This window comes from Arthrobacter sp. BK1 (assembly GCF_056680055.1).
In genome coordinates this window covers 1,564,893-1,579,475 of sequence record NZ_CM155263.1, presented here as the reverse complement: position 1 = coordinate 1,579,475, position 14,583 = coordinate 1,564,893, and the positions used below count along the sequence as shown (strand labels likewise).

General features: G+C 65.5%; 16 protein-coding genes and 1 riboswitch. Of the genes, 11 read left to right on the top strand and 5 right to left on the bottom strand.

All coding sequences use genetic code 11. From position 1 onward, the window contains the following. The first annotated feature begins 15 nt into the window (after positions 1 to 15). Genes AC1MCA_RS06950 through AC1MCA_RS06935 form a run of 4 tightly spaced genes read left to right on the top strand, consistent with a single transcriptional unit; the run spans position 16 to position 3,941 of the window. Positions 16 to 1,089 (top strand): zinc-dependent alcohol dehydrogenase, encoded by a 1,074-nt coding sequence (locus tag AC1MCA_RS06950; RefSeq protein WP_479802189.1) that lies wholly within the window; start codon positions 16 to 18, stop codon positions 1,087 to 1,089. Between the two features lie 3 nt (positions 1,090 to 1,092). Then, complete coding sequence (locus tag AC1MCA_RS06945) at positions 1,093 to 1,488, top strand: 6-pyruvoyl trahydropterin synthase family protein (protein ID WP_479802187.1); 396 nt, start codon at positions 1,093 to 1,095, stop codon at positions 1,486 to 1,488. Between the two features lie 5 nt (positions 1,489 to 1,493). Next, complete coding sequence (locus AC1MCA_RS06940) at positions 1,494 to 2,684, top strand: glycosyltransferase family 4 protein (protein ID WP_479802185.1); 1,191 nt, start codon at positions 1,494 to 1,496, stop codon at positions 2,682 to 2,684. A gap of 3 nt (positions 2,685 to 2,687) precedes the next feature. Next, on the top strand, positions 2,688 to 3,941 hold the full coding sequence (locus tag AC1MCA_RS06935) for a DNA glycosylase AlkZ-like family protein (RefSeq protein WP_479802183.1): 1,254 nt from the start codon (positions 2,688 to 2,690) through the stop codon (positions 3,939 to 3,941). A gap of 30 nt (positions 3,942 to 3,971) precedes the next feature. Here AC1MCA_RS06935 and AC1MCA_RS06930 read toward each other — a convergent pair whose 3' ends face one another. Next, positions 3,972 to 4,508, bottom strand: coding sequence for a nucleoside deaminase (locus AC1MCA_RS06930; protein WP_479802181.1), 537 nt, complete (start codon positions 4,506 to 4,508; stop codon positions 3,972 to 3,974). Positions 4,509 to 4,596: 88 nt separating this feature from the next. On the opposite strand from AC1MCA_RS06930, the gene AC1MCA_RS06925 reads away from it, so the two are divergent. From AC1MCA_RS06925 to AC1MCA_RS06910, 4 genes are read left to right on the top strand one after another with little or no spacing between them, the layout of a single operon-like run. Continuing rightward, positions 4,597 to 5,418, top strand: coding sequence for a phosphatase PAP2 family protein (locus AC1MCA_RS06925; protein WP_479803307.1), 822 nt, complete (start codon positions 4,597 to 4,599; stop codon positions 5,416 to 5,418). 12 nt (positions 5,419 to 5,430) lie between these two features. Continuing rightward, the gene (gene upp / locus AC1MCA_RS06920) at positions 5,431 to 6,066 is read left to right on the top strand and encodes a uracil phosphoribosyltransferase (protein ID WP_131133554.1); all 636 of its coding nucleotides are present in this window, start codon (positions 5,431 to 5,433) and stop codon (positions 6,064 to 6,066) included. A gap of 53 nt (positions 6,067 to 6,119) precedes the next feature. Next, positions 6,120 to 6,494 (top strand): glyoxalase superfamily protein, encoded by a 375-nt coding sequence (locus AC1MCA_RS06915; protein ID WP_479802179.1) that lies wholly within the window; start codon positions 6,120 to 6,122, stop codon positions 6,492 to 6,494. 51 nt (positions 6,495 to 6,545) lie between these two features. Beyond that, a complete protein-coding gene (locus tag AC1MCA_RS06910) occupies positions 6,546 to 7,226 on the top strand; it encodes an HAD-IA family hydrolase (RefSeq protein WP_479802177.1) in 681 nt (226 codons plus the stop codon). Here the strand turns inward: AC1MCA_RS06910 and AC1MCA_RS06905 are convergent. From AC1MCA_RS06905 to AC1MCA_RS06890, 4 genes are all read right to left on the bottom strand, one after another. Beyond that, the gene (locus AC1MCA_RS06905) at positions 7,207 to 7,650 is read right to left on the bottom strand and encodes a DUF1905 domain-containing protein (protein WP_479802175.1); all 444 of its coding nucleotides are present in this window, start codon (positions 7,648 to 7,650) and stop codon (positions 7,207 to 7,209) included. The genes AC1MCA_RS06910 and AC1MCA_RS06905 overlap by 20 nt on opposite strands. 79 nt (positions 7,651 to 7,729) lie before the next feature. After that, complete coding sequence (locus AC1MCA_RS06900) at positions 7,730 to 8,479, bottom strand: aggregation-promoting factor C-terminal-like domain-containing protein (protein ID WP_479802173.1); 750 nt, start codon at positions 8,477 to 8,479, stop codon at positions 7,730 to 7,732. Positions 8,480 to 8,484: 5 nt separating this feature from the next. Then, positions 8,485 to 8,635: riboswitch (cyclic di-AMP (ydaO/yuaA leader) on the bottom strand. A gap of 127 nt (positions 8,636 to 8,762) precedes the next feature. After that, the gene (locus AC1MCA_RS06895) at positions 8,763 to 10,262 is read right to left on the bottom strand and encodes a HAMP domain-containing sensor histidine kinase (protein WP_479802171.1); all 1,500 of its coding nucleotides are present in this window, start codon (positions 10,260 to 10,262) and stop codon (positions 8,763 to 8,765) included. Between the two features lie 7 nt (positions 10,263 to 10,269). Beyond that, positions 10,270 to 11,010, bottom strand: coding sequence for a response regulator transcription factor (locus AC1MCA_RS06890; RefSeq protein WP_479802169.1), 741 nt, complete (start codon positions 11,008 to 11,010; stop codon positions 10,270 to 10,272). A gap of 679 nt (positions 11,011 to 11,689) precedes the next feature. Here AC1MCA_RS06890 and AC1MCA_RS06885 point away from each other — a divergent pair. The 3 genes from AC1MCA_RS06885 to AC1MCA_RS06875 all read left to right on the top strand — a co-directional run bounded on the left by AC1MCA_RS06885 (position 11,690) and on the right by AC1MCA_RS06875 (position 14,301). Continuing rightward, complete coding sequence (locus AC1MCA_RS06885; RefSeq protein ID WP_479802167.1) at positions 11,690 to 12,556, top strand: winged helix-turn-helix domain-containing protein; 867 nt, start codon at positions 11,690 to 11,692, stop codon at positions 12,554 to 12,556. 163 nt (positions 12,557 to 12,719) lie between these two features. Next, a complete protein-coding gene (locus AC1MCA_RS06880; protein WP_108597201.1) occupies positions 12,720 to 13,247 on the top strand; it encodes a SixA phosphatase family protein in 528 nt (175 codons plus the stop codon). A gap of 49 nt (positions 13,248 to 13,296) precedes the next feature. Then, positions 13,297 to 14,301: an EamA family transporter gene (locus AC1MCA_RS06875; RefSeq protein WP_479802165.1), complete on the top strand. Its 1,005-nt coding sequence runs from the start codon at positions 13,297 to 13,299 to the stop codon at positions 14,299 to 14,301. The last annotated feature ends 282 nt before the right edge of the window (positions 14,302 to 14,583 follow it).

Genomic DNA, 14,583 nt, shown 5'->3' with positions numbered 1-14,583 from the left:
AGATTCATAAGCAAGATGACTAATTCACGCAAAGCAGCGCGGGCAACCGCCTACTGGACCACCGGACCCGAACAAGGCGAGCTGCGGTCCGAATCCCTGCCCGTGCCCGGGCCGGGTGAAGCACTCGTCCGCACCCTGTACTCCGGCATCAGCAAGGGGACGGAGATCGTGGTCCACACCGGCTCGGTACCGCCGCGGGTGGCAAAAGAGATGCGCGCGCCGCACCAGGAGGGTTCCTTTCCTTCTCCGGTGAAGTTTGGCTACCTGTCAGTCGGCGTCGTCGAACAGGGACCGGCTGGCTGGTTAGGTCAGAAGGTCTTCTGCCTCAACCCGCACCAGGACCGCTACGTGACCGCCACAAAAGACCTCACAAGGATTCCCGATGACGTGCCGGCCCGGCGCGCGGTGCTCACGGGAACCGTCGAAACAGCAATCAACGCGCTGTGGGAAGCAGGCCCGCGCCTGGGCGACCGGATCGCAGTGGTGGGAGCGGGCCTTGTGGGTGGCATGGTGGCAACCCTGCTGCGCACGTTTCCGCTGGCCCGCCTCCAACTCGTCGACCTTGATCCGGAGCGAAAGAACCTGGCGGACAGGCTGGGTGTCGGCTTCAGCCATCCCGACGACGCCCTGCCCGACTGTGACATCGTGTTCCATTGCTCCGCATCCCAAGCAGGGCTGGAGCGCAGTCTGCAGCTGACGGGCGACGAAGGTGTGGTGATCGAGATGTCCTGGTATGCCAACCGCGGGGTCACGGTGCCGCTCGGTGAGGACTTTCACGCCCGTCGACTCTCAATCCGGGCCAGCCAGGTGGGGGTTGTGGCCAGGGCAAGGAGGCACCGGCGCACGAACGCGGACCGGCTGAACCTGGCTGTATCACTCCTGAAGGACCCGGTCTTTGATGCATTCCTCACCGGCGCATCTCCGTTCACGGAGCTGCCGGAAGTTGTACAGAACCTTGCCGATGGAACTCTCGAGGCCCTGTGCCATGTGATCGAGTACCCCAACGAAGGCAATGTAGCCGCCGAAGGCGAGTCTGCTCACCCCGTGAACGACCCATCCACCACAACCGACCCCGAAGACAAGAGGTAGCCAGTGTTCAGTCTGACCGTCCGACGCCACTTCATGATCGCCCACAGCCTCCCGCGGGAGGCGTTCGGTCCGGCCCAGGCCCTGCATGGGGCGACCTTCGTTGCGGAGGTGACCTTCCGCCGCCGGTCATTAAATAAGGACGCGATTGTCCTGGACATCGGTGCTGCCGGCGGCATTATCGAAGAAGTCCTTGCTGGCCTGAACTACCGTAATCTGGACGACCACCCGGACTTCGCCGGCAAGCTCAGCACCACGGAGGCGCTGGCTGAGTACATTGCCCAGAGTGTTGTGGCGAAGCTTAAGGACAGCGACGACGGCCGCGAACTGACGGCCATTGACGTCACCCTCCGCGAAAACCCGGACGCCTGGGCCACCTTTTCGCTGGACCTCACCGCCTGATCGCCGTGCACGTCACCTTCCTGGTTCCCGGCAACATCCGTCACAACTCCGGCGGCAACGTCTTCAACGCGCGGCTAACGGAGGGCCTGAAGGCGCTGGGCGTGGAGGTGGACATTGTGCCGGTCGACGGCTCCTGGCCCGATGCCAGCGCCAAGGAACGACGCCGGCTGGGTGGCCTGCTGGGCGCCTGGAAGCCGACGGCGGAGGTACCGCCGGGAACGGTAACCCTGGTGGATGGCCTGATCGCTTGTGGTGCCCCGGACGAGATTGAGTACGCCGCGGCGGCCGGCCAACGCACCTGGGTCCTGCTGCACATGCCCTCACTCAGCCATCCCGACGCCGAGAAGCGGTCATTGCGGGCGGCCGCCGGGGTGATCTGTACCAGTTCGTCAGCCGCTGCCCACGTCAGCGACAAGTACGGGCTATCCGGCAGGGTCGCCCTCCCGGGCACGGATGCCGCACCATTGGCGGCCGGTTCGGAGCCGCCGCACATCATCGCGGTAGCCGCACTGCTCCCCAACAAGGACCAGTTGCTGATCGTTACGGCCCTGGCGCTGCTCCAGGATCTCGCCTGGAGCGCGTCGCTGGTGGGAACGGACGACGCCGACCCCGCGTACGCGGAGCTGGTCCGGTCAGCGATTGCCTCCCAGGGAATGGAAGACCGGGTGCGGATGACCGGCGAACTGGCCGGCACATCGCTGGCGGATGAGTGGAACCGGGCGGACCTGAGCCTGCTCGTATCGAGGGCGGAATCCTTTGGTCTGGTGGTCACCGAATCGCTGGCCCACGGCATACCGGTCATCGTCCGGCAGGGGACAGGCGCGGTTGATGCGTTGGGTATGGGGAGCAGTTCGCCCGACGTCCGGGTTGGAGAAGAAAGCACCCGGCTAGCTGAGGCGGCCGCCCTGCCAGGTGCCGCCGTCGGCCTGGCCGGTCCTGAAAGCGACCGACCAGACGTGCTCGCTGCCGTGATCCGGGCGTGGCTTTCGGACGCCGCCCTCCGCGCCGACTGGCGGATGGCAGCAGTCGCCGCCCGGGACAGGCTGCCAGGCTGGGACGTCACGGCGCTGGATGTCCTGGAGATCCTCACGGCGTCGGCGTCGTCGGTGTCGGGTTCTGCAACTGCAACTGCAACTGCAACAGCAACACCTGCCGAAGAGATGCCTACCGCAGGAGGGACCTCCAGTGCACAATGAGGCATGACTACGCACGCCGTCCCTGATGCCGAAGTGAGCACGCTGGCGCCGTCGCTCGAGTTTCCTTCGCCGGACCTGCTCACCCCTGGGCTGCTGCGGGCATGGGCCTGGCATCAGCAAGGCCTGGACGGTTCACTGCGGGGCGCGGACGCCGCCGATGTGTTCAAAACAGCTGGCTGGGCACGCTCCGTCGGCGGCGCTAACCCGTATCTGACACTCTTTGCCCGGGCCGGAACCAGCCGCGCCCAGGCAGACGCCGATGTCCTGTCCCTGAAAATCCATGAACTGCCCACCGCCCGTGGCTGCACGTACGTCCTGGGCCACGAGGACTTCGCCTGGGGCCTCCAGATTGGCCGGGACACCGCCGTGGCCCCGTTCAGGGTACTCGCAAGGATGGGCGTGGAACGCGGTGAAATCACGCTTCTCGAAGAGGAAATCCTCCACGCCCTGGCCCAAGCAGGTGGCCCGCTGGACCCCAAGCAGCTCAAGGACGTGCTGGGTGATTCGGTCCGGAACCTGGGCGATGAAGGCAAGAAGAAGGGTGCCGCCACCACCCTTCCCGCGGCCCTCGGCCTCCTGCAAGCGGATGGCCGGATCCGGCGGGTACCCATCAACGGGCGCCTGGACCAGCAGCGTTACGCCTATGCCCTCTGGAACCTGCCGCCCACAACCATGGACGACGCCGCCGTCCGCAGCCTCCTGATGGAGCGGTACCTGGGCTGGACCGGAGGAGCCACGGCCAAACAATCGCAGGGGTTTACCGGGTTCACGTTGGCCAATACCAAGGCGGCGCTGGCCGCCGTCGCGGCTGTGGAGGTCCCCACAGCGAACGGCGAGGTGCTGTGGATGCTGCCCGACGACGTCGGGCGCCTCGCCGCTTTCGAGCCACCGGCGGAGGAACAGATCCAACTGCTCGCCGGCACAGACTCGCTCGTCCTCCTCCGGCGGAACTCGGCAGATCTGTTCGCCGAAGAGGACAAAGGCAGGAAAGTGCTTGGCTCCACGCTCGCGCTGCAAGCCGATCTTCCCGATCACCCCGTCCTGGACCGCGGACGGATCATCGGGCTCTGGCAATACGATCCCGGAAACGCCCGGATCGCCCATTGGCTCTTTGACGGTGCCACCCCGGCCGTCAACCGGCGCGTTGCCGAAGTTGAAGCCTGGATCCGGGACGGGCTCGGTGACTTCCGCTCGTTCAGCCTCGACTCGCCCGGCTCCCGCCAGGACCGGATCGATGCCTTGGATGCCGCTGGCTAGAGCTCGCGGGCCAAGGCCGGGGTTCGCGGACTAAAGCCCGCTGCGGTGGGTGCTGGTGCGGTGCATTCCTGCTCGGTGGGCCGCGAAGAAATCCCTCAGCAGGGCGCCGCATTCCTCTTCCCTGACGCCGGCGTAGACCTCCACCCAATGATTGAGGCGGCGCTCGCGGAGCACGTCAAAGACGGAGCCCCCGGCGCCGGCTTTCTCGTCCCAGGCGCCAAAGACCACGCGGGGAATCCTCGCCAGCACCACAGCTCCCGCGCACATGGCGCACGGCTCGAGGGTGACCACCAAGGTGCAGTCCGCAAGCCGCCATCCATCATCGGTGCCGCCACCGAGCCTGGACAGTTCACGCAACCTCTCCGCGGCCTCGCGGATGGCGACCACCTCGGCATGGGCGGTGGGGTCTCCCAACTCCTCGCGCTGGTTCCGTCCTGAACCCAGCACTCCGCCGTCGGGACCGATCACCACGGCGCCGATGGGAACGTCCTCCGTGTCCAGTGCCCGCCGTGCCTCGTTCAAGGCAAGGCCCATCCACTCGCCGTGTTCCTTTTCTGCCGGGACCATGGCTCAATGATAGTTTCGAAGGATATCCAGCCTTGCAACGCATGGACGCCAAGGAGGCAATGTGGACACGGTCACCCTGAGAGAACGCTTGGGCCGGTGGTTCAAGCCGTACGCCGCGCTGTGGATCACGCTGCTGGTAGGCGGCGCGCTTGTTGTCACCATGGCGCTGCTGGGTGCCGAGGTGTACGACAACGTGGTGGATGACGAGGGCCTTGCGTCCCTGGACCTCCCTGCGCTGGACGCCGCCCAGGACCTGCGGAACCCTGCCCTTGATGCTGCTGTGACTGCCTTTACGAACATCGGCGGGGGCATCGGCATGCCCATCCTGGCGAGCATCCTGACTGCATGGCTCACGTTCCTGAGCAGGACGTGGCGGCCCATCATCCTCGTGGGCGGTGCCGCTGCTGTATCCACCATGGCGACCACCTTCGGCAAGCGCCTCGTCGGCCGCACCCGCCCGGACCACTCCGAAGCGGTCCCGCCGTACGAAACGTCACCATCATTTCCCAGCGGCCACACCCTCAACACCACAGTGGTGATAGGGGTGCTCGTGTACATCATGTGCCTTCAGTTTGAAGTGCTCTGGATCCGCATCACTGCCATCATCGCCGGGGTGATCTTCATCATCGCGATGGGCCTGAGCCGGGTGTTCCTGGGCCATCACTGGCTGACCGATGTGATGGCCGGCTGGTTCCTTGGCCTGGCGTGGGTATCGATGGTGATCCTGGCGCACAGGCTGTTTCATCTGACGCGAAGGCACGAGCATGCCGGGCCCGCTCCCACCTTCGAGCACCCGGTCCTGCGGGACGACCACACAGAAGAGGGCGCGCGTATTCAAGACCCAACGGGGGACGCAGCTGAACGCGGTGCAGGGGGTGGATCTTCGGGCGGTGGCTCTGCGCCCGGGTGATAGTTTTGACCCATGCGTACTCTCGTTGTGGACCACCCGCTGGTCGCCCATAAGCTCACCGTCCTGAGGGACAAGAACACCCCGTCTCCGGTGTTCCGGCAGTTGACGGAAGAGCTGGTGACCCTCCTGGCCTACGAGGCCACCCGCGAGGTCCGCACGCAGCCGGTCACCATCGAGACTCCCGTCAGCACCACGGTGGGAACCGCCTTCACCAAGCCCACTCCGCTGGTGGTCCCCATTCTCCGGGCCGGCCTGGGCATGCTCGAAGGCATGACCAAGCTCGTCCCCACCGCTGAGGTGGGCTTTCTGGGCATGGCCCGCGACGAAGAAACCCTGGACATCATCACGTACGCCGAGCGTCTCCCGGAGGACCTCACGGACCGGCAGATCTTTGTCCTGGATCCGATGCTGGCCACCGGCGGCACGTTGCGCGAAGCCATCAAGTTCCTGTTCAAACGCGGCGCCTCGGACGTGACCTGCATTTGCCTCCTGGCCGCACCGGAAGGCCTGGCCAAGCTGGAGGAAGAGCTCGCAGACGCCAACGTGACCATCGTCCTGGCGTCCATTGACGAAAAGCTCAACGAGAAGTCCTACATCGTCCCGGGACTGGGCGACGCCGGCGACCGCCTGTACGGCATCGCGGGCTGACTGCCCGCTGTCGGGCCCTACCGGATTCATTGCTTCGCGGCTAGCCTGTGCGGATGGACTGGAAACTTGAACTCGTTTTTGTGCCCGTTTCCGACGTCGACCGCGCCAAGGACTTCTACGTCAACAAAGTAGGGTTCAACGCGGATTTCGATGAGCGGCCCACCGACTCCATCAGATTCGTCCAGCTGACCCCACCGGGTTCGGCCTGCTCAATCAGCATCGGCGAGGGGCTCACGGATGCCCCGCCAGGCAGTGCGCCGAACCTGCAGCTTGTGGTCTCTGATATCCAGGCGGCACACGGCCACCTGAAGAACAATGGCGTGGATGTCAGCGATATTGACGTGCAGGACTGGGGTCACTTCGTCTATTTTGCGGATCCGGACGGCAACAAGTGGGCCGTGCAGTACATCCCCGGACGTGGCGCGTAGCGCGCCGGCAAGGGCAAAGCCGTACATACTCCATAAGGCAAAATGGGGAGTATGAACCTCCCCGCGCCTGCCGCCGTCCGCACACTCACCTGCCGTGCCGTCCTGTTTGACATGGACGGAACGCTGGTGGATTCCACGGCCGTGGTGGAGGAGGTGTGGGGCGAGTTCGCGGCCCGGTACAACCTGGACATCGCCGAAATCCTGCGGACCTCCCACGGTGTGCAGGCGGTCGACACAGTGCGGAGGTTCGCTCCGGTGGGGTCCGACGTCGCGGCGCTCACCGAGGAACTCGGTGCCATGGAAAGGGTGCGGACCGCCGGCATCATCGCCCTGCCCGGGGCCGCGCGGCTGCTCGGGAGCTTGCCTGCAGACGCAGTGGCGCTGGTGACGTCGGCCGACCGGATTCTGGCGGACATCCGGATGGACGCCGCCGGCCTTGCCATGCCGGGAACTTCCGTGACGGCGGACATTGTGACCAGGGGCAAGCCGCACCCTGAGGGCTACCTGACGGCGGCCCGCCTGCTGGGTGTGGAGCCCGGAGATGCTGTGGTGTTTGAAGATGCGCCGGCGGGAATCGCGGCAGGGGTGGCCGCAGGCATCCGGACCATCGCCGTGGGCTCCAACACGGGAGCGCTGCCGGCCGGCGTCCTGCATATTCCTGACTACTCGGCAGTCTCGGCGTCGCTGGGCTCAGATGCGCTGGGACGAACGACTATTTCTTTCCGGCTTTGAGATCGTCCACTACCTTGGCGATCCGCCGCTCCCGGGTTTCCGGTGTTTTGGCGTCAGCGAGGGGCTCCACATAGCGCCGCTGACTGCTGTAGCTGAGGGTGGCGTAGAACGCCTGCGCCTCAGGTTCGGCTGCCAGAGCTGCGGCCAGATCGTCAGGAACCTCGACGATGCGCGGTTGCGTGTCCAGCTCGACGTGCACTTCCACAGTGTCACCGGCCGAGACCCCCGTGAACTCGCGGTTGTGCTGGCTGACGGCGATCAGGTTCTGGCCGCCCATCACGGCGATGCTGCTGCGGTAGCTTTTGCCGTTGATGGTCACCACCACCGGAGGACGCTTGCCCGCTCCGAGTCCGGCAACCACCTCCGCCGGAACCTCGATGCCGGTCTTGTTGCCGCTGCCGAGAATTGTGGTGGTGAATTCCATGGCCCCAGTATGCCGCGGCTTGTGCAAAGCCAACAGGTGCCGGGGCAACAGGTGCAAGGCCAGCAGGGACCAGCTGTGCTTAGTACCAGTTGTTCGAGAGGTGGAAGTTCAGCGCACCGCAGGGCGACTGGTAGCGCTCCTGGATGTAGTTCAGGCCCCAGCTGATCTGCGTGCGGTAGTTCGTGCGGTAATCCGCGCCGGCGCTCGCCATCTTCTCCGCGGGCAGTGACTGGACGATGCCATATGCGCCGCTGCTGGGGTTGGTGGCCGTGGTGGTCCAATCGGATTCCTTGGTCCAGAGCGTCTTCAGGCACTGCATCTGGTCAGCGGCCCAGCCATAGGACGCCAGCTGCCCCGCTGCGTAGGCCTGGGCGCCGGCCGGGTCATCTACCGCCACAACAGGAGCAGGCGCCGGGACAGGCGCGGGAGCGGGGGCCGGAGCAGGAGCGGCGGGTGCCGGCTCGGCGGCCTGCGGGGCAACACTGATTTCTGCCGGTGCGGCTTCCGCGGAAGGCTTGGCCTGGATTTCGGCCTTTTCGAAGCTCAGGTTGGAATCCCCGGCAGCGGAGGCGTCGGCCGTCGGTGCAGTCTCGCTGGCCGCCAGGAAATCGGCGTCTGAGGCATGGCCGGCAGCGCCGACGCCAACAAGGAGGGCGCACGCCGCGGTGAGGACGGCTGCACGCCGGCCCAGGGAGGGAAATTTCGTTCGGGGTGACGTGGGGGAAACGGGCTCGGACGTTGCCGTTGACTCCGCTTCGGTAACTTTTCGGCCGCTGTGGAGATTCCCTGACCCGTTTTCCGGGCGCGTTTGTACCTTGAATTCAGACATGATGGATCGCCTCTCACACCTGCGGAGTTAGCTGTCGGGTTCGGATGAGGGCATCCGGCCACACGGAAAATCACGTGCTGGCTTAACCCCAAGGGCACTCGTGGCCCGGGACCGTGGGTCCCCCGCCTCTGCCTCTGAACGCGGAATCCGGGAAGCGGCAGAGCTTGGCGTCATCCGGATATGCAGACCGATAGAGCTGCACTTAATCGACGGTACAGGAGCTCGGCGCTTAAGTCACATTTTGGTAACGGAGATCACGACGGCGGCGTGTCGACTTGCTGGGTCAGTGGATGGCGGGAAGGCGAAGCTTGAAAACAGTGTGGCCGGGGCTGGACAGTACGGTCACGGTTCCACCGTGAGCCTCCACGATCGACTGGACGATGGACAGGCCCAGTCCGCTGGTGCCCTCGGATGCAGCGGATCCGGAAGCCGGTGCCGTGCCCGCGCGGGCGGCGTCTGCGCGGGCAAAACGCGAGAAGGCCTTGTCCACGAAGTCAGCCGGCATGCCGCCGCCGTCGTCCGTTACCGTCACTTCGGCGCTTCCATCACCAGCCCTGCAGACCCTGGTAACCACAGTAGTGCCGGGAGGAGTGTGCTTGCGTGCGTTGGAGAGCAGGTTCACCAGAACCTGGCGCAGCTGTGAGGCGTCGCCGGTGACAGCAATCGGCTCATCCGAAAGCTCAAGACGCCAGGTGTGGCCCGGGGCGATAACTTTTTCGTCGCTGACAGTCTCAATCACCAGCTGGGTGAGGTCCACTTCGCTGAGTTTCAGCGGCTGGCCCTCGTCGAGCCGGGCGAGCAGGAGCAGGTCCTCCACCAGGGTGGTCATGCGCTCGGACTGGCTCTGCACACGTGCCAACGACTTCCGGCCGTCCGGCGTGAAGTTCTCGGTCATCCTCATCAGTTCCGTGTAACCGCGGATGGCCGTTAATGGGGTCCGTAGTTCGTGGGACGCGTCGGCCACGAACTGCCGCACTTTGGTTTCGCTCTTTTGCCGCGCCTCCAGGGCGCTGGCCACGTTGTCCAGCATGAGGTTGAGCGCGTGGCCGACGCTGCCCACCTCGGTTCCGGGATTGGAGTTCGACGGCGGGACGCGCACCGCGAGTGCCACCTCTCCGGCATCCAGGGGGAGCCGGGAGACCCGGGTGGCGACTTCCGATAGCTGCTCCAGCGGCTTCATGGTGCGTCGAATGAGCACGGTCCCGGCAAGTCCGATCAGCGCCAGGCCGCCGAGGGAAACGAACGTGAATGTCCACACCAGCGAGGTGAGGGTGCTTTCCTTTGCGGCGAGCGGAAGACCGGTCACCAGCACGTCGCCGTAGCCTGTTGCCACGGCGACAATCCGATAATCCCCAGTGGACAGCGAACGGTCTACGGGATTTCCGTTCTGCGCCAGGGCGAGCAGGGTCTGTTTGTCCTCTGAGCTGAGGGCGGAGCGTGTGGTGTCCGGGTCCAGGTAGCCGCCACTGTTGATCTGGCCGTTTACGATGCGCGCATTGAGGGTTCCGACACTCTGGCCACGTGCGTCGAGCGGGTCCCTTCCGTTGAATCCGCCCGCGGGAGGCCGGCCGGGATCGTTGGACCGGGCGGCGGCCTGGCTCAGCTGTTCGTCGAGTTGCCGGGTGAGGAAGGAGTCCATCGAGGCGTAGCTGAACAGCCCCACAGCGCCGCAAATGGCCACCAGCAGGGCCATGGCAAGCAGTACAAGGCGGGTGCGCAGGTGCCAGTTGGCGGGTTTGAGCCAGCTCCGTGCGGCTGGCGGGGTTGCCCGTGGCGAGGACATGGAGGCGCTACTCCGCCGGCTTGATGACGTAGCCGGCGCCGCGCACGGTGTGGATCATGGGCGGGTGCACCGAGTCGACTTTTTTGCGGAGGTAGGAAATGTAGAGTTCCACGATGTTGGCCTGGCCGCCGAAATCGTAGTTCCAGACGCGGTCCAGGATTTGGGCCTTACTGATCACACGTTTGGGGTTCTCCATCAGGTAGCGGAGCAGCTCGAACTGGGTGGCCGTGAGCTGGATGTCGTCGCCGGCGCGGATCACCTCGCGGGTGTCGATGTTAAGGACGAGGTCACCCACCACAAGTTCGGCGGTGTCCATGGCTGCAACGCCGGACCGCTGAACCAGGCGGTGCAGCCGCAGCAGGACTTCCTCCATGCTGAACGGCTTCGTGACGTAATCGTCCCCGCCGGCCGCCAGGCCAACGATCCGGTCCTGGATGGCGTCCTTGGCGGTCAGGAAAAGCGCAGGAACCTCCGGCGCGAAGGCGCGGATCCGGCCCAGCAGCTCAACGCCGTCGAAGCCTGGCAGCATCACATCCAACACCAGGACGTCAGGGCGGAACTCTTTGGCGAGTTTGACGGCCTCGGGGCCATCGGCGGCCACGGCAACAGACCAGCCCGCCATGCGCAGCCCCATGCTCATGAGCTCGGAGAGGCTGGGTTCGTCGTCAACCACCAGTGCGCGGATGGGGGAGCCGTCCGGGTGGGTGAGCTGCGGAAGGTTGTTGGTCATGGAGTGCGAAGTGGCCATGTGACAACTCTCCGATCTTTCGGTTAGCGCGCGCTATGGGATTCCTGTGAGCGCGCTGTGAATCCCAGCCTAGCGAGCTCAATGCAGGGAGCCCGCCCGTCGTTGGTCCATGTGGGTCATGCCGGTCCGCTCACGGATGATTCTGAGCCCGCCGGGGGCTGCGGGCCCGGCGGACCACTACGAAAACGCAGCCTTGGGGGGTGGACAGGCGGTCAAAACGGGAGGGCAATTCCGGGAACTCTTGGGCATGTGAATATTCAACCCTCAAACCGTGGTTCAGTCGAAGTATATTCGCAGGATGCCGCTAAAAGCGCCCCTGCGGCTAACTGCAACCTGCATATTATCGCCAATCCAGAATCGTGATCTACGCCACATATAGCCTTTTTGTCTCACAATGCGGAACGAAAGGCCCTTTGTTACTTGCAAGTTTTCATTGTTACGTTGCACACTTTCAATTGTGAACAAGAACTCAACAGCACCTGCAGCCGCAGACTATTGGCCCAGCACATCCGCTGCTGCCGACATGCGCTGTTGTCGAATGCACGCCTGACCTTCAGACCCCACGAAGTTCTTAGGCATTCGCCCCCAGCCCAGCGTAGGGCGCCCCTCCCCAGTTTTCATTGCGGGGAAACCAGCATTCGAGCCGCGATGACGGCCATTCACATTGAGGTAAGCAAACATGACCGTTGCATCCGGATACGTCCACATCTCCGTCCGTAACGCAGGCAAGGCCCCTCAGGCCTCAGGCCTCCGCCAAGGTTTCGGTGCCCGCCCGGCTTTCGGCCCCGGCGGCCCCGGCGCCGGCGTTCAGGCCCCGGGCTACGCACCCCAGGGCTACAACCCCAACTCCTACGGCCAGCTCCGCGCCGTCCAGCCTGTCGAGGCCGCTCCGCTCACCGCGCCGACGCCGGTCATCGCCGGACCCAACGCCGTACGGCCCGTTGCCAACGAGAACCTGGCCCGCGGCTTTGTCCTTTACATGGGCATCGACGAAGAGACTGCCGCGGCTGCCGGAACGTCAATTGCCAAGCTCGCCCAGGAAATCCGCGCTTACGCACAGTCGCTCGTCACCGGCGCCGAAAGCTACGCTGCCGTCGCCGTGGCCCCCGCCGGCACACCCGGTTCCGCGCTCGACGTCGTCCGTTCCACGTTCGGTGACCCCACCGTGAATGCGCAGAAGCGCACTGAGACTGCCCGCCTGCAGCAGCCCCAGGATCCGCGTCCCTCGGGCGTCCTGATTGACCTGGCGCGCCGCGAAGTCCACCTGGACGGCGAGTCACTCAACCTGACGTTCAAGGAATTCGAACTCCTGAACTACCTCGTGGAAAACGGCACCCGCACCGTGGGCCGCGACGAACTGCTCGAAGGCCTGTGGCGCAACGCCGAGGAAGTCCCCAACGAGCGCACCATCGACGTCCACATCCGCCGCCTCCGCTCCAAGCTGGGCCGCCTCGCCAACACCGTGCGCACCGTCCGCGGACAGGGCTACCGCTTCTACGAGCACCCCGAGGTTGTTGTCTGGGCCGCTCCGGAATACTCGATCTAGTCGACTTCAGCACCGCCAAAAGGCGGCACGATCCCTCTGCGCCTGCGCTCGTTCCTCACGCAACAACGGCGCTTTCGGGATGTGCCGTCTTTTCGCGTTCAGCCCGGCCATCCGAGCATGTGCCTCCGCGGCTATGTTTCTGCAGCGGCGCTAGGCTTGGGGAATGAGCGACCACCATATTAAGCGCCTGGTGATCATGCGCCACTCCAAAGCCGATTGGCCCGGCGGGGTTGCTGATCATGAGCGCCCCTTGGAGGAGCGTGGCCACCGGGAGGCGCCGCTGGCCGGGAAATGGCTGGTTAAACACGGTATCGTCCCTGACTTCATCCTGTGCTCCAGCGCGCTCCGCACCCGCCAGACGTGCACATGGGTCTGCTCCGAACTGGGGGACAAAGCCCCGACGCCGAAGCTTGAGGACGGTTTGTACGCCGCCTCCGCGCTGCGCATGCTCACAGTGGTCAATCATGTGCCGGACACCGTCACCACCCTGATGCTCATCTCGCACATGCCCGGAGTCCAGGACCTCGCCATGCATTTGGCTTCCCGGGACTCCAACCACGACGCCTACATGGATGCTGCTACCCGCTACCCCACCAGCGCGCTCACCGTGCTGGAGACGGAAAAATCCTGGGCCGAACTAGACGGTCAGGACGCCCGGCTGACCAAGTTCAAGGTGCCAAGGGCCCACTGAGGACCCGGGCCGGTAACCCCGCCTGTAGCCGTCTGCAATAGTTGGACGGGTGAACCTCCGCCACTCCTTCCTTGCCCTCCTGGTCGCCGTCCTCTGGGGCCTGAACTTCGTGGCTATCGACCTGGGCCTGCACGCGGACGGCCATGAGGTTCCGCCGCTCCTGTTCGTGGCCATGCGGTTCGTCCTCGTGGTCCTTCCGCTGATTTTCTTCATCAGGAAGCCGGACGTGGGCTGGAAGGCGATCATCGGCGTCGGGCTCTTTATGAGCGCGGGCCAGTTCGGTCTCCTCTACGTGGCCATGGCGCTGGGCATGCCCGCCGGCATCGCTTCCCTGGTGCTGCAGGCGCAGGTTCTCCTGACGGTCCTTTTGGCCGCCATGTTCCTCGGTGAACGGCCCACCCGCCGTCAGCTGGCCGGCGTCGTCCTGGGCGTTGCCGGACTGGCCGTGGTGGCCGTGGGCCGCAGCACTGTGGCGCCGCTGCTCCCACTCATCATCGTGCTTGCGGCGGCCCTGTCCTGGGCCGCCGGAAACGTCATTGCCCGGCAGGCGAAAGCCGCTTCAGGGCTGGGGCTGGTGGTCTGGTCCGGTGCCGTTGTGCCGCTTCCCCTGGCCGGACTGTCCTTCCTGGTTGACGGGCCGGACGCCGTGCTGGGTGCGCTGGGGGACCTGCAGCCGGTAACGCTCCTGAGCGCTCTGTACACCGCGATCTTTGGGTCACTGGTGGGCTATGGGATCTGGAACTGGCTGCTGGCCCGCTACCCCTCCTCGGCTGTGGTTCCCTTCACCTTGCTGGTGCCGGTGGTGGGAATGACAGCCGCGTGGCTGGTTTTGGGGGAGGTGCCGGCGCCGGCCGAACTGCTGGGCGGGCTGCTCCTCCTGGGCGGCGTGGCGACGGCGGTGCTCACCGGAAGCCGCAGGCCCGGTCAGCGGCGGGACGGGGCTTTGGATCCCGGATTGGGCGCGGGTTTGCGAACGGGGGAGTCCGATGATGCGGGCCGTTTGGCTGCCGCCCCGGGCAGGCGCGCCGGAGCGCGGGACGCCGACGGGCGCTGACCCGCCGCGGTCCGGGCTGCCGTCCCCTGTGTTGCTGACCCTTGCGGCGCTGACCCCCGTGCACCAGGAAACCTGGCCGGCGGCCGACGGGATGAAACGGGCCGCCGTTTGGCCGGCAAGGGCTTCCGCCGTGCAGCGCCGAGCGTCCTGACGGCGGGCCACGCCGCCCCGAGGAACAGGACCATCAGTGTGAGGATGGCGGAGCCACCGGCGAGGAAGAAATAGTTGTCCGGGTCTCCGGTGGGAAGCGGAGTGCCGATGATCGAGGACTGGTTGGCGTAC